This window comes from Streptomyces incarnatus, from assembly GCF_001027185.1.
GTDB lineage: Bacteria > Actinomycetota > Actinomycetes > Streptomycetales > Streptomycetaceae > Streptomyces > Streptomyces puniciscabiei.
Genome location: NZ_CP011497.1, coordinates 7,590,679 through 7,610,947 on the forward strand (window position 1 = coordinate 7,590,679; position 20,269 = coordinate 7,610,947).

At 73.3% G+C, this 20,269-nt stretch carries 21 protein-coding genes; 10 read left to right on the plus strand and 11 right to left on the minus strand.

The genetic code is table 11. The annotated features are described in order from the left end of the window. Positions 1-34: 34 nt before the first annotated feature. Positions 35-1,447, plus strand: coding sequence for an RtcB family protein (locus ABB07_RS34505; RefSeq protein WP_208902391.1), 1,413 nt, complete (start codon positions 35-37; stop codon positions 1,445-1,447). A 49-nt stretch (positions 1,448-1,496) separates the two neighbouring features. Here the strand turns inward: ABB07_RS34505 and ABB07_RS34510 are convergent, their stop codons facing one another. After that, positions 1,497-1,955 (minus strand): archease, encoded by a 459-nt coding sequence (locus tag ABB07_RS34510; RefSeq protein ID WP_208902392.1) that lies wholly within the window; start codon positions 1,953-1,955, stop codon positions 1,497-1,499. 153 nt (positions 1,956-2,108) lie between these two features. Between ABB07_RS34510 and ABB07_RS34515 the strand changes: the two genes are divergently transcribed. Next, entirely contained in the window at positions 2,109-2,534 is a 426-nt protein-coding gene (locus ABB07_RS34515) for a CBS domain-containing protein (RefSeq protein ID WP_208902393.1), read from the plus strand. On the opposite strand, the gene ABB07_RS34520 is transcribed toward ABB07_RS34515, so the two are convergent. Further along, positions 2,528-3,523 carry an acyl-CoA dehydrogenase family protein gene (locus ABB07_RS34520; RefSeq protein WP_208903738.1) on the minus strand — a complete coding sequence of 332 codons (996 nt, stop codon included), beginning with the start codon at positions 3,521-3,523 and terminating at the stop codon, positions 2,528-2,530. The genes ABB07_RS34515 and ABB07_RS34520 overlap by 7 nt on opposite strands. Beyond that, the gene (locus ABB07_RS34525; protein ID WP_208902394.1) at positions 3,523-4,692 is read right to left on the minus strand and encodes an acyl-CoA dehydrogenase family protein; all 1,170 of its coding nucleotides are present in this window, start codon (positions 4,690-4,692) and stop codon (positions 3,523-3,525) included. Before ABB07_RS34525 ends, ABB07_RS34520 begins: the two co-directional genes overlap by 1 nt. 124 nt (positions 4,693-4,816) lie before the next feature. On the opposite strand from ABB07_RS34525, the gene ABB07_RS34530 reads away from it, so the two are divergent. Beyond that, complete coding sequence (locus ABB07_RS34530; protein ID WP_208902395.1) at positions 4,817-5,605, plus strand: SDR family oxidoreductase; 789 nt, start codon at positions 4,817-4,819, stop codon at positions 5,603-5,605. A gap of 422 nt (positions 5,606-6,027) precedes the next feature. Then, entirely contained in the window at positions 6,028-7,185 is a 1,158-nt protein-coding gene (locus tag ABB07_RS34535) for an acetyl-CoA C-acetyltransferase (RefSeq protein WP_208902396.1), read from the plus strand. Positions 7,186-7,240: 55 nt separating this feature from the next. On the opposite strand, the gene ABB07_RS34540 is transcribed toward ABB07_RS34535, so the two are convergent. From ABB07_RS34540 to ABB07_RS34555, 4 genes are read right to left on the minus strand one after another with little or no spacing between them, the layout of a single operon-like run. Further along, a complete protein-coding gene (locus tag ABB07_RS34540) occupies positions 7,241-8,290 on the minus strand; it encodes an NAD(P)H-dependent flavin oxidoreductase (RefSeq protein ID WP_208903739.1) in 1,050 nt (349 codons plus the stop codon). Positions 8,291-8,301: 11 nt separating this feature from the next. Then, positions 8,302-9,075: a CoA-transferase subunit beta gene (locus ABB07_RS34545; RefSeq protein WP_208902397.1), complete on the minus strand. Its 774-nt coding sequence runs from the start codon at positions 9,073-9,075 to the stop codon at positions 8,302-8,304. Continuing rightward, complete coding sequence (locus ABB07_RS34550; protein ID WP_208902398.1) at positions 9,068-9,940, minus strand: CoA transferase subunit A; 873 nt, start codon at positions 9,938-9,940, stop codon at positions 9,068-9,070. Before ABB07_RS34550 ends, ABB07_RS34545 begins: the two co-directional genes overlap by 8 nt. Further along, a complete protein-coding gene (locus tag ABB07_RS34555) occupies positions 9,937-10,713 on the minus strand; it encodes an enoyl-CoA hydratase family protein (protein WP_208902399.1) in 777 nt (258 codons plus the stop codon). Before ABB07_RS34555 ends, ABB07_RS34550 begins: the two co-directional genes overlap by 4 nt. A gap of 79 nt (positions 10,714-10,792) precedes the next feature. Between ABB07_RS34555 and ABB07_RS34560 the strand changes: the two genes are divergently transcribed. After that, the gene (locus tag ABB07_RS34560; protein WP_208902400.1) at positions 10,793-11,569 is read left to right on the plus strand and encodes an SDR family oxidoreductase; all 777 of its coding nucleotides are present in this window, start codon (positions 10,793-10,795) and stop codon (positions 11,567-11,569) included. Positions 11,570-11,603: 34 nt separating this feature from the next. Continuing rightward, positions 11,604-12,515, plus strand: coding sequence for an SDR family oxidoreductase (locus tag ABB07_RS34565; RefSeq protein WP_208902401.1), 912 nt, complete (start codon positions 11,604-11,606; stop codon positions 12,513-12,515). Between the two features lie 117 nt (positions 12,516-12,632). Here the strand turns inward: ABB07_RS34565 and ABB07_RS34570 are convergent, their stop codons facing one another. After that, positions 12,633-13,025, minus strand: coding sequence for an alpha/beta fold hydrolase (locus ABB07_RS34570; RefSeq protein WP_208902402.1), 393 nt, complete (start codon positions 13,023-13,025; stop codon positions 12,633-12,635). Positions 13,026-13,284: 259 nt separating this feature from the next. Further along, positions 13,285-14,997 carry a carbohydrate binding domain-containing protein gene (locus tag ABB07_RS34575; RefSeq protein ID WP_208902403.1) on the minus strand — a complete coding sequence of 571 codons (1,713 nt, stop codon included), beginning with the start codon at positions 14,995-14,997 and terminating at the stop codon, positions 13,285-13,287. Positions 14,998-15,270: 273 nt separating this feature from the next. Here ABB07_RS34575 and msrA point away from each other — a divergent pair, with 273 nt between their 5' ends. Then, positions 15,271-15,792, plus strand: coding sequence for a peptide-methionine (S)-S-oxide reductase MsrA (gene msrA, locus ABB07_RS34580; RefSeq protein ID WP_208902404.1), 522 nt, complete (start codon positions 15,271-15,273; stop codon positions 15,790-15,792). 125 nt (positions 15,793-15,917) lie between these two features. Here msrA and ABB07_RS34585 read toward each other — a convergent pair whose 3' ends face one another. Continuing rightward, entirely contained in the window at positions 15,918-16,991 is a 1,074-nt protein-coding gene (locus tag ABB07_RS34585) for an NAD(+)/NADH kinase (protein WP_208902405.1), read from the minus strand. A 475-nt stretch (positions 16,992-17,466) separates the two neighbouring features. Between ABB07_RS34585 and ABB07_RS34590 the strand changes: the two genes are divergently transcribed. Further along, the gene (locus ABB07_RS34590; RefSeq protein ID WP_208902406.1) at positions 17,467-19,173 is read left to right on the plus strand and encodes a purine-cytosine permease family protein; all 1,707 of its coding nucleotides are present in this window, start codon (positions 17,467-17,469) and stop codon (positions 19,171-19,173) included. Between the two features lie 109 nt (positions 19,174-19,282). Here the strand turns inward: ABB07_RS34590 and ABB07_RS34595 are convergent, their stop codons facing one another. Next, complete coding sequence (locus tag ABB07_RS34595) at positions 19,283-19,477, minus strand: DUF2795 domain-containing protein (protein WP_208902407.1); 195 nt, start codon at positions 19,475-19,477, stop codon at positions 19,283-19,285. 221 nt (positions 19,478-19,698) lie between these two features. On the opposite strand from ABB07_RS34595, the gene ABB07_RS34600 reads away from it, so the two are divergent. Together ABB07_RS34600 and ABB07_RS34605 are read left to right on the plus strand one after the other, a co-directional pair. Continuing rightward, positions 19,699-19,839 (plus strand): hypothetical protein, encoded by a 141-nt coding sequence (locus ABB07_RS34600; protein WP_208902408.1) that lies wholly within the window; start codon positions 19,699-19,701, stop codon positions 19,837-19,839. Positions 19,840-19,848: 9 nt separating this feature from the next. After that, positions 19,849-20,172, plus strand: a complete 324-nt coding sequence (locus ABB07_RS34605) for a DUF2795 domain-containing protein (RefSeq protein WP_208902409.1) — start codon at positions 19,849-19,851, stop codon at positions 20,170-20,172. Positions 20,173-20,269: the final 97 nt, after the last annotated feature.

Consider the following 20,269-nt stretch of genomic DNA (forward strand, 5'->3'; position numbering starts at 1 on the left):
CCCCCCGGCGCGCCGGGCCGGAGCGGAGGCCGCGATGGAGTTGGTCGAGGAACGTTCCTTCCGCTACCGCATCGAACCGCACGCCGGCATGCGGGTGCCCGGGGTCGTGTTCGCGTCCCGGCAGCTGCTGCGGGATGCCGAGCAGTCCCTGGAGCAGGTCGTGCACGTGGCCACCCTGCCCGGTATCGTCGCCGCCTCCTACGCCATGCCGGACATCCACTGGGGGTACGGCTTCCCCATCGGCGGGGTCGCCGCCACCGACGTCGACGCCGGCGGGGTGGTCTCCCCGGGCGGTGTCGGCTTCGACATCTCCTGCGGGGTGCGGCTGCTGGCCGCCGACTGCGACGGCGAGACGTTCCGGCCCGCGCTGACCGCCGTGATGGACGGCCTCGACCGGGCGATCCCACGGGGCGCCGGGCCCGGCGGCGTATGGCGGCCGGACGGCCCCGGCGAGCTGGAGCGGCTGCTGGCCGAGGGCTCCCGCTACGCCGTGGAGCGGGGTCACGGGGAGGAACGCGACCTGCTGCGCTGCGAGGACGGCGGCGCGGTCGCCGACGCCGACGTGAGCCAGGTGGGCCCGCGGGCCCGGGAGCGGGGCCTCGGCCAGGTGGGCAGCCTGGGCTCCGCCAACCACTTCCTGGAGGTGCAGCAGGTGGCCGAGGTGTACGACGGCCCGGCCGCGGCCGCCTTCGGGATCCGGACCGGCCAGGTGTGCGTGATGATCCACTGTGGCTCACGCGGGCTGGGGCACCAGATCTGCACCGACCACGTGCGGCTCATGGACCGCGCCATGGCCCGCTACGGCATCTCCGTGCCCGACCGGCAGCTCGCCTGCACACCGGTCGACTCCCCCGAGGGACAGGCCTACCTCGGGGCCATGGCCGCCGCCGCCAACTACGGCCGGGCGAACCGGCAGTTGCTCTCGGACGCCGCGCGAGGTGTGTTCCGGCGCGCCGCCGGCGTCCGGCTGTCGCTGGTGTACGACGTCTCCCACAACCTCGCCAAGCTTGAGACCCACCCGGTGGACGGCGAGCGGCGCCGGCTGTGCGTGCACCGCAAGGGCGCCACCCGCGCCTTCCCGCCCGGGCATCCCGAACTGCCCGATGACATCAGCGAGTTCGGGCAGCCTGTGCTGATCCCCGGCACCCTCGGGACGGCGTCGTACGTGCTGGCCGGCGTGGCCCGGGGCGACGCCTTCCACTCCACGTGCCACGGGGCCGGCCGCACCATGAGCCGCCACCAGGCCGCGCGCAGCATCACCGGCAGCGAGCTGCGGACCCGGCTGCGGCACGCCGGCATCGCCGCGCGCCCGAAGTCCTGGCGCGGCCTGACCGAGGAGACACCGGAGGCGTACAAGGACGTCGACGCCGTCGTCGCCGCGAGCGAGGGCGCGGGGCTGTGCCGGAAGGTCGCCCGGCTGGTGCCGCTCGGGGTGGTGAAGGGCTGACCGCCGGTGGCCGGCGGGTGCCGGTACGGCGACGGGCGCGCGGGTGCGGTCACACGTCCACGATCACCGTGCAGGACCAGCCGTAGGCGTCCGGGCCGATGTGCAGCTCCTGCCAGGAGACGCCCTTGGGCGCGGCACCGATGACGGTGACGTCCGCGAGGCGGGCGAGCGACAGCCGCACCTCCAGCCCACCGTCGTCGGTGGGCTCCGCCTCCACGTCGACCGGGATCCGGCCCGCCACCTCCAGCCGGTAGACCACCTCGTCCAGCAGCGCGACCAGCAGCTCCGCGTCGTCGCCGGGGGCCAGACGGACCCGTTCCATGGTGGTGGGGTGGGCCTCGGACACATCGGCGAAGGCCTCGACCATGGCGCGTACGGCCTCGGTCAGACACTGTTCCCGGGTGGCGCCCCAGGCCTGCAGACGGGTGTCGGCCGTGTGCGGCATCGAGCGGTGACCGTTCTCGCCCTCGCGTCGTGCGCGCAGCTCGTCGCTGATGTCACCCACCATGGCCGCCGTGGTCCCTTCTCCGACGCCCCCTCGGGTTCCATCGTCACTCGCCGGGCCCGGCGGCGCCATGTCTGCCGGTTTGCCCGCGTCGTCCCGGGCTACGCGGGCGGGCGAGGCCGCATGCCTCACCCTTCTCGGAGCCGGAGGTGCCCGATGACACGGCGGATACGTGACGTGATGTCGCCCGGCGCGGTGGCGGTGGAACCGATGACCACGGTGGAACGGGCGGCGCTCCTCATGCGGGAGCACGACATCGGTGACGTCCTGGTCGCCTACGACTGCGATCTGTTCGGTGTGCTCACCGACCGCGACATCGTGGTGCGCACGCTCGCCGCGGGACTGGACCCGCACACCACCACGGCCGGCACGGTGTGCAGCCGGCCGCCGGTGCTGACCGTGACACCCGAGGACACCACGGACCGCGCCGTCGAGCTCATGCGGCAGCACGGCCTGCGCCGGCTCCCCGTCGTGGAACACGGGGGCTGCCCGGTCGGGTTCGTCAGCCTCGGTGACCTGGCGGCCGCCGAGGACCCGCATTCGGCGCTGGCGGAGATCAGCAGGGCGCAACCCAATCACTGAACCGGCGCGAGCACCCGGGCCCGGCAGGCCGACGGCGTCCCCCAGGCGGTCCGCAGCGCGCGGGCCTTGCGGATCCACAGGGACAGGTCCAGTTCCTCGGTGTAGCCGAGGGCGCCGTGCAGGTGCAGGGCGGTGCGCGCCGCGCCGTACGCCGCCTCGCAGGCGGAGACCTTCGCCGCGGCGATCTCGCTCCCGCACCCGCCGTCCCCCCGCTCCAGCGCCAGCGCGGCGGCGTGGACCAGCGGCCGGGCGAACTCCAGGGCGACGAGGGTGTCGGCCAGCCGGTGCTTGACCGCCTGGAAGGAGCCGATGGCGACCCCGAACTGCCGGCGCCGCCGGACGTGTTCGACGGTGCGGTCCAGCAGGGCGCGGCCGAGTCCGAGGGCCTGCGCGGCGGTGGTGAGCGCCGCGAGCCCGGCGGCATGCGTGGCCGCGGCGGCGACGGCCGGCCCCTGGGCCAGTACGCCGCCGCCGAGCGGGCGGGCCGGCCTCCGCGCCGGGTCCAGCGAGTGCTGTACGGGGCCGTGCGCCCGGGCCAGGCGCAGGGTGTCGCCCTCGACGACGAACACCGCGTCGGCGGCGTCCGCGTCCAGGGCGTAGGGGCTGCCGGGGGAGAGCAGGCACAGCGAGGCGACGACCTTGCCGGCGGCGATCCCCGGCAGCCAGTCCGCGGCTGCCGCCGCGTCGCCCAGCCGCTCCAGGAGGGCCGCCGCCGCGACCGTCTCCGCCAGCGGTCCCGGCACCGCGTGGCGGCCCAACTCCACGAAGGACACGGCCAGTTCGACCGGCCGCGCGCCCAGTCCGGCGTACCGCTCCGGTATCCCGAGCGCGAACACCCCGGCCTCGGCCAGCCTGGCCCACAGCGCGCGGCCGGGCCCGGTGTCTCCGGCCGCCCAGGACCGTACGACGTCCGGTGTGCCCGCCGCCGTCAGCATGGCGTCCAGTGAGCGGGCGAAGTCGCGCTGCTCGGTGTCGAGGAGGAAGCGCATCACCGGCGTCCCTTCGGCAGGCCGAGCAGCCGCTCGGCGATGATGTCGCGCTGGATCTCGTTGGTGCCCGCGTAGATGGGTCCGGCCAGGGAGAAGACGTACCCCTCGGCCCAGCCGCCGTGCGCGGGCGCGTCCGCGGCGTCGTCGGCGAGGTCGCCGTACGGGCCGAGCAGGTCGAGGGCGGTCTCGTGCAGGGCGATGTCCAGTTCGGACCAGAACACCTTGTTGAGGCTGGACTCCGCCCCGATCGAGTCTCCCGCCGCCAGGCGCGAGGCGGCCGCGTAGGCGGACAGCCAGTAGGCGCGGGCGCCGATCACCGCGTCGGCGACCCGGTCGCGCAGCGCGGTGTCGGACGGGTCGGCGACGGAGCGCCACAGGGCGGTGAGCCGGTCGGCGGCGGCCGTGAAACGGCCGGGACTGCGCAGGGTGAGCCCGCGTTCGCTGCCCGCCGTGCTCATCGCCACCCGCCAGCCCTGCCCCGGCTCGCCGATCACGTCCTCGTCGGGCACGAAGACCTCGTCGAGGAAGACCTCGGCGAAGGCGGGCTTGCCGTCGAGCCGCCGGATGGGCCGCACCGTCACCCCCTCCCCGTCCAGCGGGAACATCAGGTACGTCAGTCCCTGGTGCGGCCGGTCGGCGTGCGGGTCGCTGCGGAACAGTCCGAACGCGCGGTCGGCGAACGCCGCCCGCGACGACCAGGTCTTCTGGCCGCTCAGGCGCCAGCCGCCGGCCGTGCGCACGGCCCTGGAGCGCAGCGAGGCCAGGTCGGAGCCCGACTCCGGCTCGGACCAGGCCTGCGCCCAGATCACCTCGCCGCTGGCCATGGGCGGCAGGAGGCGCGCGCACTGCCGCGGTGTCCCGTGCTCGAAGAGGGTGGGCGCGAGCAGGTTGATGCCGTTCTGGCTGACCCGGGCGGGCGCACCGGCCGCGTAGTACTCCTCCTCGAAGATCAGCCACTGCAGGAGGGAGGCGCCCCGGCCGCCGTACTCCTCGGGCCAGGAGACCACCGACCAGCGGTCGGCGAACAGGGTGCGCTCCCAGTCCCGGTGGGCCGCGAACCCCTCGGCCGTCTCCAGCGAGGGCAGGGGGGTGCCGGGCACATGACCGGCGAGCCAGGCGCGCGCCTCGGCACGGAAGGCATCGTCCGCGGCGGAGAAGTCGAGGTCCATCAGCCGCCCGCCTCCTCGGCACCGGTCCGCTCCATGACGTGCGACATCCGCCCTCCTTCCCTAACAAGTGTTTGGTAGGTTAACGTACGGCCCGTCAGGCGTCGAGAGCCGTCCGGAGCCGCCCATGAGCACGCCCCCGCCGCCCTACGTTCCCGGTCACGCCCTCCTCCAGGGCCGTACCGCCGTGGTCACCGCCGCCGCGGGCGCCGGCATCGGCGGTGCGACCGCCCGCCGGCTGCTGGAGGAAGGCGCCCGCGTCGTGCTCTCCGACGCCCACGCCCGCAGGCTGAAGGAGTCGGCGGCGGCGCTGGCCGCGGAGTTCGGGGCGGACCGGATCGCGGCACTGCCCTGCGACGTCACCGACGAGGAGCAGGTCGCCGCGCTCTTCGACTTCGTGGTGGAGCGGCACGGGTGCCTGGACGTCGTCGTGAACAACGCCGGACTCGGCGGCACCGCCGACCTGGTCGAGATGACCGACGCACAGTGGGACAGGGTCCTCGACGTCACCCTCACCGGCACCTTCCGCTGCACCCGCGCCGCGCTGCGCCGGATGAAGGCGGCGGGCGCCGGGGGCGTCGTCGTCAACAACGCCTCGGTGATCGGCTGGCGGGCGCAGCGGGGCCAGGCGCACTACGCCGCCGCCAAGGCCGGGGTCATGGCCCTCACCCGGTGCGCCGCCGTGGAGGCCGCGGCATACGGCGTGCGGGTGAACGCCGTCTCGCCCAGCCTCGCCATGCACCCGCACCTGGTGAAGGTCACCACACCGGAGCTGCTGCGGGAACTGACCGCTCGCGAGGCCTTCGGCCGCTGGGCCGAGCCGTGGGAGGTGGCCAATGTGATCGTCTTCCTGGCCAGCGGCTACTCCTCGTACCTGACCGGGGAGGTCCTGTCCGTCAGCAGCCGGCATCCGTGAGGCGGGACGAGCCGGTGCGGAACAGGGAGAACAGGCGGGCCGCCGCCGGGCCCTCGCCCGAGCGGCGCGAGAACCTGCCGGCCGTCGCCACCGGACGCCTGCGCACCACCTCGCCGATGCGCAGGCCCGGTTCGAGCCGGCGTGGCCGGGAACCCTTGAGCGCGGGGTGGCCGTCGAGCTCCTCCGCGCCGGGCTCGACGTCCGGCTCGCCCGCGGCTTCGCGCGCCGGACCGTGGGAGTCGCCGCGTTCTGGGACCGGCCGGGCAGACGGCCCTGGGACCGGCTGGCCAGACCGTCCTGGGACCGGCCGGGCCGACGGCACCGCACGGAGGATCGTCCGCCCGTGCCCACCGACGGAGCCCGAGGGCATCGCGACGCGCGCAGGAGACCGCAGACACCACCGATTCCCCCAAGGAGGGGCCATGGCCGAGGCATACATCGTCGAAGCGGTGCGCACGCCGGTCGGCAGGCGCGGCGGCGGGCTGGCCGCCGTCCACCCGGCCGACCTCGGCGCCCATGTGCTGAGGGCGCTGATGGCGCGCTCGGGCGTCGACCCGGCCGCCGTCGAGGACGTCGTCCTCGGCTGCCTGGACACCGTCGGACCGCAGGCCGGCGACATCGCCCGCACCTGCTGGCTGGCCGCCGGGCTGCCCGAGGAGGTGCCGGGGGTGACCGTGGACCGCCAGTGCGGCTCCTCCCAGCAGGCCCTGCACTTCGCCGCGCAGGCGGTGCTCTCGGGCACCCAGGACCTGGTGGTCGCGGGCGGCGTGCAGAACATGTCGATGATCCCGATCGCCTTCGCCACCCGCCAGGCGGCCGAGCCCCTGGGGCTCACCCAGGGCCCCTTCGCCGGCTCCGAGGGCTGGCGGGCCCGCTACGGCGACCGGCCGGTCAACCAGTTCGCCGGCGCCGAGATGATCGCCGACAAGTGGGGCATCTCCCGCCGGGACATGGAGGAGTTCGCGCTCCGCTCCCATCAGCGGGCCGTCCGCGCCATCGACGAGGGCCGCTTCGACCGCGAACTCGTCCCCTACGGCGAGGTGACCCGCGACGAGGGGCCCCGCCGCGACACCACGCCGGAGAAGATGGCGGCGCTGAAGCCGGTGATCGAGGGCGGCCGGCTGACCGCCGCCGTCTCCTCCCAGGTCTCCGACGGCGCCTCCGCCCTGCTGATCGCGAGTGAACGAGCCGTACGGGAACACGGTCTGACGCCCCGCGCCCGCGTCCACCATCTCTCGGTGCGCGGCGAGGACCCCATCCGGATGCTGACCGCGCCGATCCCGGCCACGGCGTACGCCCTGAAGAAGGCCGGGATGACCCTCGACGACATCGACCTCGTGGAGATCAACGAGGCCTTCGCCTCCGTGGTGCTCGCCTGGCTGAAGGAGACCGGCGCGGACCCGGAGAAGGTCAACGTCAACGGCGGCGCCATCGCCCTCGGTCACCCGCTGGGCGCCACCGGCACCAAGCTCATGACCACGCTGCTGCACGAGCTGGAGCGCACCGGCGGACGCTACGGCCTGCAGACCATGTGCGAGGGCGGCGGCCAGGCCAACGTCACCATCGTCGAGCGGCTCTGACCCGCCGCCTCCGCCGCCTGCGGCCGGCCGCAGGCGGCGGACCCTCGCGACCCATCTACGCGGCCGGTGGCAGTCCGCGCAGGACGGCCCCGGCCTCCGTCATGATCCGGTCCACGAGTTCCGCGCAGGACGGCAGGTCGTGGATCAGACCGGCGACCTGCCCGGAGGCCATCACGCCGAGGTCGGTCCGACCCTCGACCATCGACGCCCGCAGCAGCATGGGGGTGTTGGCGGCCAGCAGGACCTGACTCCAGGTCAGCTCCCTGCCGTGCCGCATGGCCAGGCCGTCCCGGACCATCCGCGCCCAGCTCGTGCCGGACAGCGCCTTGAACGACGCCGCGTGGCGTACGGCGCGCAGCAGCGCCGTCGCCCGGCCCGAGCGTTCCAGGGAGTCGACCAGTTCGGTGCGCAGCATCCGGTGGGGGAGGCCGTCGACCCGGGTCGTGACGGTGACGTCGGCCACCGTGGCCGCCAGGTACCGGGCCTTGACCGCGTCGGGGACGGTGCTGTCGGAGGTGAGCAGGAAGCGCGTGCCCATGGCGATCCCCGCGGCACCGTAGGCGAGCGCGGCGACCAGGCCGCGGCCGTCGTGGAAACCGCCGGCCGCGACGACCGGGATGCCGACCGCGTCGACCACCTGGGGAAGCAGGACCGTGGTGGCGACCTTCCCGGTGTGCCCGCCGCCCTCCCCGCCCTGCACCACCACCGCGTCGGCGCCCCACGCGGCGACCTTCTCCGCGTGCCGCCGGGCCCCGATGGACGGGATGACCACCACGCCGGCGTCCCTCAGCCGGGCGATCAGCTCGCGGGAGGGCGCGAGCGCGAACGAGGCGACCCGCACTCCCTCCTCGATGATGATCCGCACCCGCTCGGCCGCGTCCGAGGCGTCCGCCCGCAGATTGACCCCGAAGGGCGCGTCGGTACGGGACTTGACCTCACGGACGGCCGCGCGCAGCTGCCCGGTCGTCATGGTCGCCGAGGCGAGGATCCCGAGCGCGCCGGCCCGGGCGGTGGCCGACACCAGCCGTGGACCGGCCACCCAGCCCATGCCGGTCTGCACGATGGGGTGCCGTACCCCGACCAGCCGGGTCAGCGGGGTGGCGATCTCGAAGCCGGTCACGCCGGCACCTCGCGCTCGCGCAGCGCCCTCGGGTCGATGACCTCGCGGATCAGCCGCAGCTCCGCGGCGGTGGGCTCCCGGGTGTACGGCACCTCGTCCGGGACCGTCAGCGGGAAGCCGGTGGCCTCGACGACCTGCTCGACCGTGACCCCGGGGTGCAGCGAGCGCAGCCGCATCGTCCGGTCGGGGGTCCGGAAGTCGAAGACGCCCAGGTCGCTGACGACCTCCGCGATGTGGTGGTACCGGGACGCGACGGGACCGGCCGCCGCGGCACGGTCGTAGCCCACACCGCACACCATGTCGACCCGCTCGACGAACACCCGCGTCGAGTGCCGCGGCACCCAGTAACTGGTCGGATTGTTGAGCGTGTTGGCGGGTGCGCCGCGCACACCCAGCAGCTGCCGGGTGGGCCTGGCCCAGTCGCCGATGCAGGAGATGTTCTGGTTGCCGTGCCGGTCGAGCTGGCTCGCGCCCATCATCACGTGCCGCCGCCCGGTCGCGACCAGGGCCAGGTGCTGCCGGAACGGCAGCCAGCCCTCGACCACCCTGGGCCGGGCCCCGACCGCCGGGACGTCGCCGGTCAGCAGCGCCTCGCCGTCGGTCAGCAGCAGGTCGGGGGAGAAGGTGAGCCGCGCCAGCCGGGCACCGATCGTCGGGACGGTGCCCATCGGGCTCGCCAGTATCTCCCCGGCGTCCCGCCAGACCTCGGCGCAGGCCACCACGCAGTACTCGGCGCGCGTCGCCCTCGTCGTCGTACGGCGGTCACTCATGTGCGGCCTCCTCGTGGAACGCGGCCACCGCGGCCTGGTACGCGTCCTCGTCGCCGGACAGGAACCGCTCGGCGAAGACCCGCCAGGCCTCCGGGTCCCGGGCGGCCCGGGCGTAGGCCCGCTGGAAGGCCTCGTCACGGTCGTGGTCCGGGACGCAGGAGGTGAAGTGGGCGCCGTTCGGCGTCTCCACGACGCCGGTCACGAACGCGCGCTTGACCAGCAGGGTCTGCGGGGCGGCGTCCTTGAGCAGGTCGGCGCTGTCCACGATCCGCTCGCAGGAGACGTAGGCGGCGTCGGCGGCCTCGCAGAACAGGTCGTCGAAGTAGGGGTCCGGGCCCAGGTACTGGCCGTTGCCGTGCACGTCCGCCCGGTTGAGGTGCACCAGTGCCGCGTCCAGGTGCAGGGCCGGTACGGCGACCAGTTCCTCGCCGTCCTCGTACGGCGAACGCACCGTCCGCAGCCGGGGGTTGATCCTCATCACGTCGGATCCGAGCCCGGCCCGGACCGGCAGGAAGGGCAGCCGGTGCGCGGCCGCGGTCAGCCCCCACATGAACATGGCCTCGTCCAGCTCCACCAGTTCCAGCGCGCCCCGCTGCCGGGCCGCCGTGAAGTGCGGCTCCAGGGGGATGGAGTCGAGGGTGGCGAAGGCCGCGACCAGCGTGCGGATCTTTCCCGCCGCCGCGAGCAGGCCGACGTCCGGGCCGCCGTAGGAGACGACGGTCAGGTCGGTGAGGTCCGAGCGCAGCAGCGCCCGCACCAGTGCCATCGGCTTGCGCCGCGAACCCCAGCCGCCGATGCCGATCGTCATGCCGCTGTCCAGCCGGCCGACGACCTCCTCGGCGGTCATCGTCTTGTCCCTGCTCATGACCGCCGCTCCTGGTCCGTGCCGACGGATTCCCGGTCCGTGCCGAACGTGTCGCGGACCCGGTCGGCGACGCCGGTGAGGTTGGCCTCGAAGGTGAAACCCTGCTCGAAGCGGTAGCTGCGGCGCACGTCGACCGGGTCGATGCCGTTGATCGCGGCCTTGGCCAGGCGGATCAGGGACCCGTCCTTGGCGGCGATCTCCCGGGCCAACTCCACAGCTGCCTCGAGGAGTTGTACGCGCGGCACCACCCGCCACACCGAGCCGTGCCGGTGCAGCTCCTCGGCGGTGACGGTGCGCGAGGTGTAGTACAGGGCCCGCATCAGGTGCTGGGGCACCAGCCGGGCGAGATGCGTGGCCGCGCCCAGGGCGCCCCGGTCCAGCTCGGGCAGGCCGAAGACCGCGTCGTCGGCGGCGACGATCGCGTCGGCGTTCCCCACCAGCCCGATGCCGCCGCCCAGACAGAAGCCCTGTACGGCGGCGACCACCGGGACCTCGCAGTCGTACACCGCCGCGAACGCGTCGTAGCAACCGCGGTTGGCGCCGACGAGGGCCGTGTGCCCGGCCGTGCGCCGCATCTCCTTGATGTCGACGCCGGCGTTGAAGCCGCGGCCCTCGGCGGCGAGGACCACGCACCGGACCTCCTGGTCTGCGCCGGCGGCGCGCACGGCGGCGGCCAGGTCGTACCAGCCCCGCACGGGAAGGGCGTTGACCGGCGGGAAGTCCACGGTGACGACGGCGACGCCGTCTTCGGGGGCGGAGGTGGAGACACCCATGAGCGGATCAGCTACCTTTCCACCAAACGTTTGTTAGGCATGAAGGTAGCAGCGGAGTGCCCGCTGCGGGAGGTGCCCTTTGGCGGCGGTCATCGATCTCACCGGACGCGTCACGGTGGTCACCGGCGGCACCCGGGGCGTGGGCGCCGGCATCGCCCGGGCGTTCCTGGAGGCCGGCGCGGACGTCGTGACCTGCGCACGTCGGCCCCCGGAGGCGCCGGTCGAGGCGGCCGGCCGGACGGCTCGCTTCCTCCCCGTCGAGCTGCGCGACACCGACGCGGTCGGCGCCTTCTTCGCGCGGGTGCGGGACGAGTACGGGCGCCTCGACACCCTCGTCAACAACGCCGGGGGCACCCCGTTCCGGCTGCTCGGCGAGGGCGGGTCCGTACGGCACGCCCGGGTCGTGGAGCTGAACCTCCTCGTTCCCCTCACCGCGTCGCTCGCCGCGTACGAGGTGATGCGCGTTCAGCAGGGGGCCGGGTCGATCGTGATGGTCGGCAGCGTCAGCGGAACCCGCCCCTCACCCGGCACCGCGGCGTACGGCGCGGCCAAGGCGGGCCTGGACAGCCTCGCCCGCTCGATGGCGGTGGAGTGGGCGCCGCGGGTGCGGGTCAACACGGTCGTCCCCGGCATGGTCCGCACCGAACTGTCCCACCTGCACTACGGGGACGAGGACGGCATCGCCGCCGTGGGCCGTACCGTCCCGCTCGGCCGCCTCGCCGCGCCCGCCGACATCGGCGACGCCTGCGTCTTCCTCGCCTCCGACCGGGCCGCCTACATCAGCGGGGCGAGCCTGCACGTCCACGGCGGAGGGGAGCGCCCCGCCTTCCTCGACGCGGCGAACGCCGGCAACTGACCAGGACTTCGGCACCCACGAGAGGACCCATCCCATGACCGGACTGTGCACCGGGCGCGTGGCCGCCGTCACCGGCGCGGGCCGCGGCCTGGGCCGCGCACACGCCCTCGCCCTCGCCGCCGAGGGGGCCAAGGTCGTCGTGAACGACCTCGGCGTCGGCCGCGACGGCACCGGCGGGGCCGCCGGACCGGCCCAGCGGGTCGTCGACGAGATCCGCGCGCTCGGCGGCGAGGCGGTCGCGCACGGGGGCGACATCGCCACCGCCGAGGGCGCGGCCTCCCTCGTCGCCACCGCGCTGGAGACCTACGGCCGCCTGGACACCCTGGTCAACAACGCCGGGTTCCTGCGTGACCGCATGCTCGTCAACCTCGGCGAGGACGCCTGGGACGCGGTCGTACGCGTCCACCTCAAGGGCCATTTCCTGCCGCTCAGCCATGCCGCCGCGCACTGGCGTGCCGAGGCCAAGGCGGGCCGCATGCCCGAGGCCCGCGTGGTCAACACCAGTTCCGGAGCGGGGCTGCTGGGCAGCGTCGGCCAGGGCAACTACTCCGCCGCCAAGGCCGGCATCCTCGGCCTGACCCTGGTCGCCGCCGCCGAACTGGCGCGCTACGGCGTCCAGGTCAACGCCATCGCCCCGGCCGCCCGGACCCGGATGACCGAGCACACCTTCGCCGAGACCATGGCCGTCCCGCAGGACGGCGGCTTCGACGCCATGGCCCCCGGGAACGTCTCCCCGCTCGTGGTCTGGCTCGGCTCCGCCGCCTCCGCGGGGGTCACCGGCCGCGTCTTCGAGTCCGAGGGCGGCCGCATCACCGTCATGGAGGGCTGGCGCCCGGGCCCCACCATCGACAAGGGGGCCCGCTGGACACCGGCGGAGGCAGGTGCGGCGGCCCTGAAACTCATCGCCGAGGCGGAGCCCCCGCTGCCGGTGTACGGGGCGCGGTAGGCCCCGGCGGCGGCGCCCACCGGGTGTCCGATGCGCTGCCCGCCCCCGCTGCGACGGCCCCGGGCATCGCCGTACCGGGCGTGCTCGGCGACGGGCGTGCTCGGGAACTGACGGTGACTACCGGCGGCCGGAGAGGAAGTCCACAATGGCGGTGACCAGTTCCGGCGCGCCGGCCGCCGTCCAGTGGTCGCCCGGCACGACGGTCCCCGTGGCGTGGGGCAGCGCCTTGATCAGCTCGTCGGCCGAGGCGGTACGCGGATCGTCGGCGCCCGTCGCGACGAGCGTCGGTACGTCGATCCGGCCGATCAGCTCGGCCGGCGTGGCGACGAGCGAGTCGAGGACGCGGAGCAGCGCGACCGGATCCGCGCCGCTCGACCGGAGCCACCGTTCGGAGCGTTCCTCCGGCGAGCCCGGCTCGAACGTCCCCCAGCCGGCGAGAACCGGCCGCAGGGCCGCCCCCGCCCCGCCTCCCGCGCCCAGCACCTGACGCAGGCCCTGGCCCGCGGCCACGGCCCGGCCGGGTGCCGCGCCGCGCGCGGGGGCGAGATGCCCAGTGCGTCAACAGGCAACGTTCGCCCCGTCGCAACGCCCGGCACGCCCCCCACTGCCTTGAGGACGTGAGAGGGGCCTCACTCGCCGCACCGGGCACAACCCCAGTACGTCCAGTACGAGGGCTTGCACCCGGCACTCCCCCAGCCTTCGGCCGGGGAGACCCCAGAGCACGCACCGGACGCCGCTCCTTGGCGGGCAGACGTTGCCTGCCGGGGCACTAGCCGAGGGTGAGGTCGTCGGCGTGGACGTCGGACTGGCCGTACCAGCCGTGGACGTAGACCGTGACGGTTCCGCTGCTTCCCGTGGTGAAGTTGACGGTCAGCTGGTTCCAGCTCGTGCTGTTGGACCAGGTGCTGGCGGTGGCGCCGCCGCTGACCCCGAGGTAGGCGTAGGGGCCCTGGACCCAACCGCTGAGCGTGTAGCTGTGGTTGGGGGACAGGGTGACGGTCTGGTCGCATTCGCCGGTGCCGCTGGAGCTCGGGGTGACCTGGAGAGCGTGGCTGCCGCTGTGCACCGGGCCGGCGACGACCGTGCTGCCGCCCGTGCAGGTCCAGGGGTTCAGGCCGCCGGTTTCGAAGCCGGCGTTGGTCAGCGAGCCCCCGCCGCCTCCGCCCCCGCCGCCACTGGAGGTGACGGTGAGCGTGTAGGTCGCGCTGTGGCTGCCACTGGCCGCCGCGCCGGTGACGGTGATCGGGTAGGTGCCCGCGGCCACGGCGGAGCCGACCGTCGCCGTCAGGGTCGAGGTGCCACCGGAGGTGACGGACGCGGGGCTGAAGGAGACGCTGACGCCGGAGGGCGCGCCGGAGGCCGAGAGGCCGACGGATTCGGCGCTGCCGGAGGTGACGGCCGTGGCGACGGTCGCGGTCGCGGAACCGCCCTGGGCGACCGAGGCGGAGCCCGGTGACAGGGACACGGAGAAGTCACTCGTCGTGCCTCCGCCGCCGCCCGAGGTGCCCTCGTACGGCACGAACGCGTCCGTGAACGCCAGGCTGTTCTGGCTGATCTCGCTGCACGTGGGCAGGGAGTTGGCGCTGCCGCTGCACGGCTGGTCGCGGTTGACGGACCAGAACGCGAGCCGTCCGACACCGTTCTGCGCGGCGAAGTTCTCCACGGTGCGGGCGTCGGCCAGGGTGAACGTCGAACCGTCGTCGTTCTTGCCGATCATCGGGGTGATCCCGAGATCGGCGTAGCTGTAACCGGAGTCGACGGACTGCATCTGGGCCAGCGTGGCCCTGGCCGCGTCGACCGCGCCCTGGCCCATCTCGGTGCCGGTGCCCGCGTAGTAGTCCATGGCCATGATGTTGACCACGTCGATCCTGATGCCCGCGTTCTTGGCGGCCTTGAGGATGTTGACGCCGTCGTTGGTCAGCCCGCTGGTCAGCACCGGCAGGGTCATGGAGAACTGCAGGCCCGGGTTGGATGCCTTGAGGTCCTTCATCGCCTGCATCTGGCGGGCCGCGGCCGCGGTGTCCGCGACGGCGGCGCCCTCGACGTCGAAGTCGAGCCGGGTGACGCCGTAGTCGTTGATGAGGGCCTGGTATCCGGCGTCGATGCTGCTCTGGGTGGAGCACGTCCAGGCGAGCGGTTCGCCGCTCGCCCCGCCGGAGGAGATGATGACGGAGGCGCCCTCGGACTTCGCCTTGGCGATCTCCGGGTCGGTGTAGGAGTCGTTGCCGATGGGGAGGGTGTCGCCCCAGATCTGGTTGCAGCCTTCGCCCAGCACGAACGCCGCGGTGTAGGCCTTGAGTTGGTGACCGGTGATGGCAGTGTCGAGGAGTCCTTCCTGACTGTTCGACATGTCGACGTAGGGAGCCACGGAGTAGACACTGCTCGCCGCCGCGGCGCTGCCGGCCGGTGCCAGGGCCACGACGGCCCCGGTGGCCGCGAGCGCGAGCGCGCATGCGGAAGCCGCAAATCTTGCCAGGTGCATGACAGTGCCCCTTCTGGGGATGCCTCGGGCGTGGAGTGGTGGGGTGGTGCGAGCCGAGTTGGTACATACCAAAGCGCCGCCGCGTCACCCCGTCAAGAGGACTAGACCAACTCGATCCATCCGGATTCCCGATACCCCGGCCCGCCGTGCCGGCCGTGGAGAAGGAGCGCGGACAGGGGCGAAGTCCGGTCGCACGCGGGCCGTATTAGGCTGGGTGACCATGGAACCGGCACGTCCACGACCGCGCCGGGCTCGAGCTTCAGGGAGTGACCGATGACCGTGGGAACCGAGCGGGCCGTCCTGGCGGGCGGTTGTTTCTGGGGCATGCAGGATCTGATCCGCAAGCAGCCGGGCGTGGTCTCCACCCGCGTCGGCTACAGCGGCGGTGACACGCCGAACGCGACGTACCGCGATCACGGCGACCACGCCGAGGCCATCGAGATCCTCTTCGATCCCACGGTGACGAGCTACCGCGACATCCTGGAGTTCTTCTTCCAGATCCACGATCCGACCACACGGGACCGCCAGGGCAACGACATCGGGCGCAGCTACCGGTCCGCCATCTTCTACGGCGACGAGGACCAGCACCGCGTCGCCCTGGACACGATCGCGGACGTCGAGGCGAGCGGGCTGTGGCCGGGGAAGGTGGTCACGGAGGTGGCGCCCGTGGGCGACTTCTGGGAGGCGGAGCCCGAGCACCAGGACTACCTGGAGCGCTACCCCAACGGCTACACCTGCCACTTCCCGCGACCGAACTGGAAGCTGCCGAAGCGGGAGTCGTCCACGACGGACTGACCAGTGGTTCCGGGGTGCCGTCCGCCGCCGGTCGCCTGCCGGCTCCGATGCACAGCACGCCGAGGGAAGATCAAGGATGCTTGCCCGGGAGGCAGTTGGGCTAGCCGACGCACCGCCTCCGGTTCTCAGGACAGCCGACGCCCGTCCTCCGGAGCCGGAGGCAGCGCGAGGTGGGCCAGGTCGCCCGGGCGGGGTGAGGTGATGGGCCACAGGGGAGCGGCCTCCCCGTCGGCGAGCGCGGCAGGCGCGTCGGTGAGGTTCATCCGCTCGCGCAGCCGGCCGTAGAAGTCCGTCGGGCCCAGCCGGACCGCCTTCAGCCGGCGTGGCGCGGCGTACACGCCGATCCAGTCCCCGGGGCCGAGTACGCCGCGCAGCTGACCGTCGATGCTGACGGCGGCCTGCCCCGACCGGTCGAGGACCCGCAGGGCGATGGGCTCGTCGGGCGCGGCCACGACCGAGCGGTTGAACACCATGTGCGGCGCGACCGGCGTGAAGACCAGGCCCTCCGCGCGCGGCGAGACCACCGGGCCGCCGGCGGCGAAGCTGTAGGCGGTGGATCCCGTGGGCGTGGCCACCAGCAGCGCGTCGGCGGAGTAGCTGGCCAGCAGCCGGCCGGCCAGGTACACCCCCACCGACACCTGCCGGTCCCTGGCGAGCTTCTCCACCACGACGTCGTTCAGAGCCGTGACGTTGAGCGCGACGCCCCAGTCGTCACCGACCTCGCACTCCGACCGCACGCGGGGCGGCGGCAGCATCGGCCCGCGGCCGTACCGCATCAGCGCCTCCATCTGCGCGGGCACCTCCAGCCGGCAGGACGCCCGCATGGTGAGGAGCATCCGGCTCTCCACGGTGATCCGCTCGGACCGGACCGCGTCCAGCGCCGCGCGCACCGCCGAGGCCGGGACCTCGGTGAGGAAACCGACGCGGCCGAGGTCGACGCCGAGGACCAGGGCGTCGTTCTCGGCCGCCAGCCGGGCGCCGCGCAGAAAGGTGCCGTCCCCGCCGAGGGTGACGATGAGGTCGGGATCGCCCGCCGCGTCGACCTCCTCCCGGGCACTGTGCCGCGCCCCCTTCCGCCACACGTCGATGTCCGCGCACCCCACGGCGTGCTCCGCGCACCACTCGCGCACCACCCGCGCGGCGGCCACGGCCTCGGCACGGCCGCCGTGCACCACCAGGCCGATCCGCTGCACCGTCATACCCACCTCCCAGCCGGCTGCTCCCGCCCGCCATCCTCACCGCGGACCGCTCCCGCGCCCCACGCGCCACGCCGCGCCGGGTGGCCGTGCGTGGGAAGGTGCGTACGGCCGCCCAGACCCGCCGGACGCCGGACCACGGGCCCGCGCACAGCGGGCCGGTGCCGCCGCACTGGGCTGCGGCACCCCCGCTGTCCGCCGCGCCCGAGCCTCGGCGGGCTGCGGCTCGACGCCCGGCTCCAACTCGCGGTGCCCGGCACACCGCGGGTGCTTCGAGCCGGCCACCGCGCGGCCGGTTGCCGGGAAGGAAGGGAAGACGCACTCGCACCCGACGGCCCCGCGCCGGTGACCAGCGGCGATTCCCCTCAGCGTGTCCGCCGTCGTAAAAGAGGCGAAACGGCGCAGTAATGACGCGGCGCGAACCTTCCCTGCAACGCCCCGGGACCACCGGGGCGGACCGCAGGAAGAGGGAGCAGCCGTGACGGAGACCGTCGACCAGCAGGCGCCGCCAGCCCCGCCGTCCTCCCCGGGCGCCCGGACGTACAACAGGTGGACGCAGAACGACACCCTGGAGGACTACTCGCTGCGCTACGCGCCCAAGTCCTTCCGCCGCTGGACGCCGTACGTCGTGGCCACCACGGCCCTCGGCGGCATCGCCTACCTCGCGGACTTCGCCATCGGCGGCTCGATCGCCGTCTCCCACGGCTTCTCCAGCGCCCTGGTGGCGATCCTGACCGCGGCGGTGGTCATCTTCCTCACCGGCATCCCGATCTCGTACTACTCGGCGAAGTACTCCATCGACATGGACCTGCTGACCCGCGGCGCCGGATTCGGGTATCTGGGCTCGACGCTGACCTCGGTGATCTACGCGAGCTTCACCTTCATCTTCTTCGCCCTCGAAGGCTCGATCATGGCGCAGGCCCTGGAACTGGGCCTGCACATACCGCTGCCCGTGGGCTACGTCATCTGCTCGCTGATCATCCTGCCGCTCGTCGTGTACGGCATGACGGCCCTGTCGAAGATGCAGGTGTGGACCCAGCCCGTCTGGCTGGTGCTGATGGTCGCGCCGTTCGTGTCCGTCGCGATCCAGGAGCCGGGAAAGTTCGCCGAGTTCACGCACTTCGCGGGTGACTCGCCCACCGGATCGAGCATCAGCATGCTCGGGGTCGGGGCGGGCGCGGGCGTCGCCCTGTCACTGATCGCGCAGATCGGGGAGCAGGTCGACTACCTGCGCTTCATGCCCGACCGGACGGCCGGCAACGGCAGGCAGTGGTGGGCCGCGGTCCTCGGCGCCGGACCGGGCTGGGTGGTGCTGGGCGCGCTGAAGCAGATCGGCGGCGCCTTCCTCGCCTTCTTCATCGCCGGGAGCGTGGGGCTGTCGAAGGCCAACGAGCCGATCCAGCAGTACGTCCACGGCTTCGGGACGTTCGCCGCGCCCGTCGCCCTGGGACTGGCCACCTTCTTCGTCATCCTCTCCCAGATAAAGATCAACTCGACGAACGCGTACTCCGGTTCGCTGTCCTGGTCGAACTTCTTCTCGCGACTGACGCACCGTCACCCCGGCCGCGTCGTCTACATCTTCCTCAACGTGGGCATCGCACTCGCCCTGATGGAGGGCGGCGTCTTCGGCTTCCTCAACACCGTCCTCGGGTTCTACTCCAACGTGGCGATCGCCTGGATCGGCGCGGTCGTCGCCGACCTCGTCATCAACAAGCCGCTGAAGCTGAGCCCGTCGTACATCGAGTTCAAGCGGGCCCACCTGCACCACTTCAACCCGGTCGGCTTCGGCTCCATGCTGATCGCGTCGGCGGTGTCCATCGCCGCGTACTTCGACGCCTTCGGCGCCTATGGCAAGGCGTTCTCCCCCTTCGTCGCGCTGTTCCTCGCCATGGTGCTCTCGCCGCTGTTCGCCGTGCTCACGAAGGGCAGGTACTACATCGCCCGCGCGGACGCCCTGGACGAGCCGCTGCTCGGACCCGACGGGCTGCCCTCCGCGGCCACCCTGACCTGCTCGGTGTGCGCGACCGGCTTCGAACGGCCGGACATGGCCGGCTGCCCCTTCCACGAGGGTGCCATCTGCTCGCTCTGCTGCAGCCTGGAGAAGGACTGCCACGACACCTGCAAGAGCGACGGCGCCGCCGGCCCGGTCGACCTGGGCCTGCCCGCCGTACGCGCGGTGGACTGAACCGGGCCACGCGAACGCGGAGCACGCGGTGGACTGAACCGGACCACGCGAACGCGGAGCACGCGATGGCCGGGGCGAGGGGCCCCGGCCACCGCACGCCGCCGGCCGGTCATTCGTTCCGGAAGACGGCCTTGCTCACCTCGGCGGGGTTCTGGAACTCCTTCTTCCCGAGGTGCGCGATGCGCTCGGTGACCTCCTTGGACGCGTGGTTCTTCTCGGCGACCTTCCGAAGCTGGTCGGAGTTCGCCGGGTACTCCGCGCCGGACAGCGCTTTCTGCAGGTCAGGGGGGTTGATACCCGCCATGGCTCCTCCAGGCGGTGAGACGGTCCTCGGTACACCGGCGCCGCAACGCCGCGCCGGGACCGCCCAGGTACCCACCCCCCGGCAGCGGATTCACGGATCGCCCCCTGTCCCACGGATCACCCCCACCGTCCACTGCCCACGGAGCGCCCCCTGTCATGGGACGCGTGCCGGGCGGGTACTCGGGGGCCTTGGAACCGGCACGGACGCGTGTGGGAGGCCCCATGAGCGAGAGCACCCCTTCGCAGGCCGAGGGCGAGCGGGAGCCGGGCGGCGCGGAGGCCGAGCAGCCGCCGCGCACGACTCCGTCCCAGGCCGAGGGTGAGGACACCGCGGACGAGAACGCCGAGGAAGGCGACGAGTGAGGAGGCGTCATGAGCACGGCACACACCAGCGTCCCCGAGGTGCTGGCCGCGCTGAAGGACGTGTCGTACCCGGCCGACAAGGACCGCCTGGTCACGGCCGCGCGTGAGGCGGGCGCGTCGGACGAGGTGGTCAAGGCCCTGCGCGGCATCCCCGCCGAGCAGTACACCGGCCGCGAGGACGTGGCGAGGTCGGTGCGGGTGGATCCGGACTCCGACCTCGACCGCACCGCCGCACAGCGCGCGGAACAGGCACGCGCGGGCGGCAAGCCCGGACTCTCCCAGCACCTGCGGGAGGAGCCGAGGACACCGATCCAGGAGGAGTTCGACCGCTGAACCACCGTGAGTACCGACCGGGCCGCGGCGCTGAAAAGCGCTGGTCGACGGCCCGGTGTACTCGTTAGCGTGGGCGGACACGTCCAGACAGGCTGGT

Excerpts from the sequence above, each read along its gene's own strand:
- ABB07_RS34565 (WP_208902401.1), top strand. The coding sequence starts at position 11,604 with ATGACCGGACTGTGCACCGGGCGCGTGGCCGCCGTCACCGGCGCGGGC.
- ABB07_RS34520 (WP_208903738.1), bottom strand. The coding sequence starts at position 3,523 with ATGCGCTTCCTCCTCGACACCGAGCAGCGCGACTTCGCCCGCTCACTG.
- ABB07_RS34585 (WP_208902405.1), bottom strand. The coding sequence starts at position 16,991 with ATGACGGTGCAGCGGATCGGCCTGGTGGTGCACGGCGGCCGTGCCGAG.
- ABB07_RS34545 (WP_208902397.1), bottom strand. The coding sequence starts at position 9,075 with ATGAGTGACCGCCGTACGACGACGAGGGCGACGCGCGCCGAGTACTGC.
- ABB07_RS34575 (WP_208902403.1), bottom strand. The coding sequence starts at position 14,997 with ATGCACCTGGCAAGATTTGCGGCTTCCGCATGCGCGCTCGCGCTCGCG.
- ABB07_RS34525 (WP_208902394.1), bottom strand. The coding sequence starts at position 4,692 with ATGGACCTCGACTTCTCCGCCGCGGACGATGCCTTCCGTGCCGAGGCG.
- ABB07_RS34530 (WP_208902395.1), top strand. The coding sequence starts at position 4,817 with ATGAGCACGCCCCCGCCGCCCTACGTTCCCGGTCACGCCCTCCTCCAG.
- ABB07_RS34550 (WP_208902398.1), bottom strand. The coding sequence starts at position 9,940 with ATGAGCAGGGACAAGACGATGACCGCCGAGGAGGTCGTCGGCCGGCTG.
- ABB07_RS34510 (WP_208902392.1), bottom strand. The coding sequence starts at position 1,955 with ATGGTGGGTGACATCAGCGACGAGCTGCGCGCACGACGCGAGGGCGAG.
- ABB07_RS34555 (WP_208902399.1), bottom strand. The coding sequence starts at position 10,713 with ATGGGTGTCTCCACCTCCGCCCCCGAAGACGGCGTCGCCGTCGTCACC.
- ABB07_RS34605 (WP_208902409.1), top strand. The coding sequence starts at position 19,849 with ATGAGCACGGCACACACCAGCGTCCCCGAGGTGCTGGCCGCGCTGAAG.
- ABB07_RS34535 (WP_208902396.1), top strand. The coding sequence starts at position 6,028 with ATGGCCGAGGCATACATCGTCGAAGCGGTGCGCACGCCGGTCGGCAGG.
- ABB07_RS34505 (WP_208902391.1), top strand. The coding sequence starts at position 35 with ATGGAGTTGGTCGAGGAACGTTCCTTCCGCTACCGCATCGAACCGCAC.
- ABB07_RS34600 (WP_208902408.1), top strand. The coding sequence starts at position 19,699 with ATGAGCGAGAGCACCCCTTCGCAGGCCGAGGGCGAGCGGGAGCCGGGC.
- ABB07_RS34515 (WP_208902393.1), top strand. The coding sequence starts at position 2,109 with ATGACACGGCGGATACGTGACGTGATGTCGCCCGGCGCGGTGGCGGTG.
- msrA (WP_208902404.1), top strand. The coding sequence starts at position 15,271 with ATGACCGTGGGAACCGAGCGGGCCGTCCTGGCGGGCGGTTGTTTCTGG.
- ABB07_RS34595 (WP_208902407.1), bottom strand. The coding sequence starts at position 19,477 with ATGGCGGGTATCAACCCCCCTGACCTGCAGAAAGCGCTGTCCGGCGCG.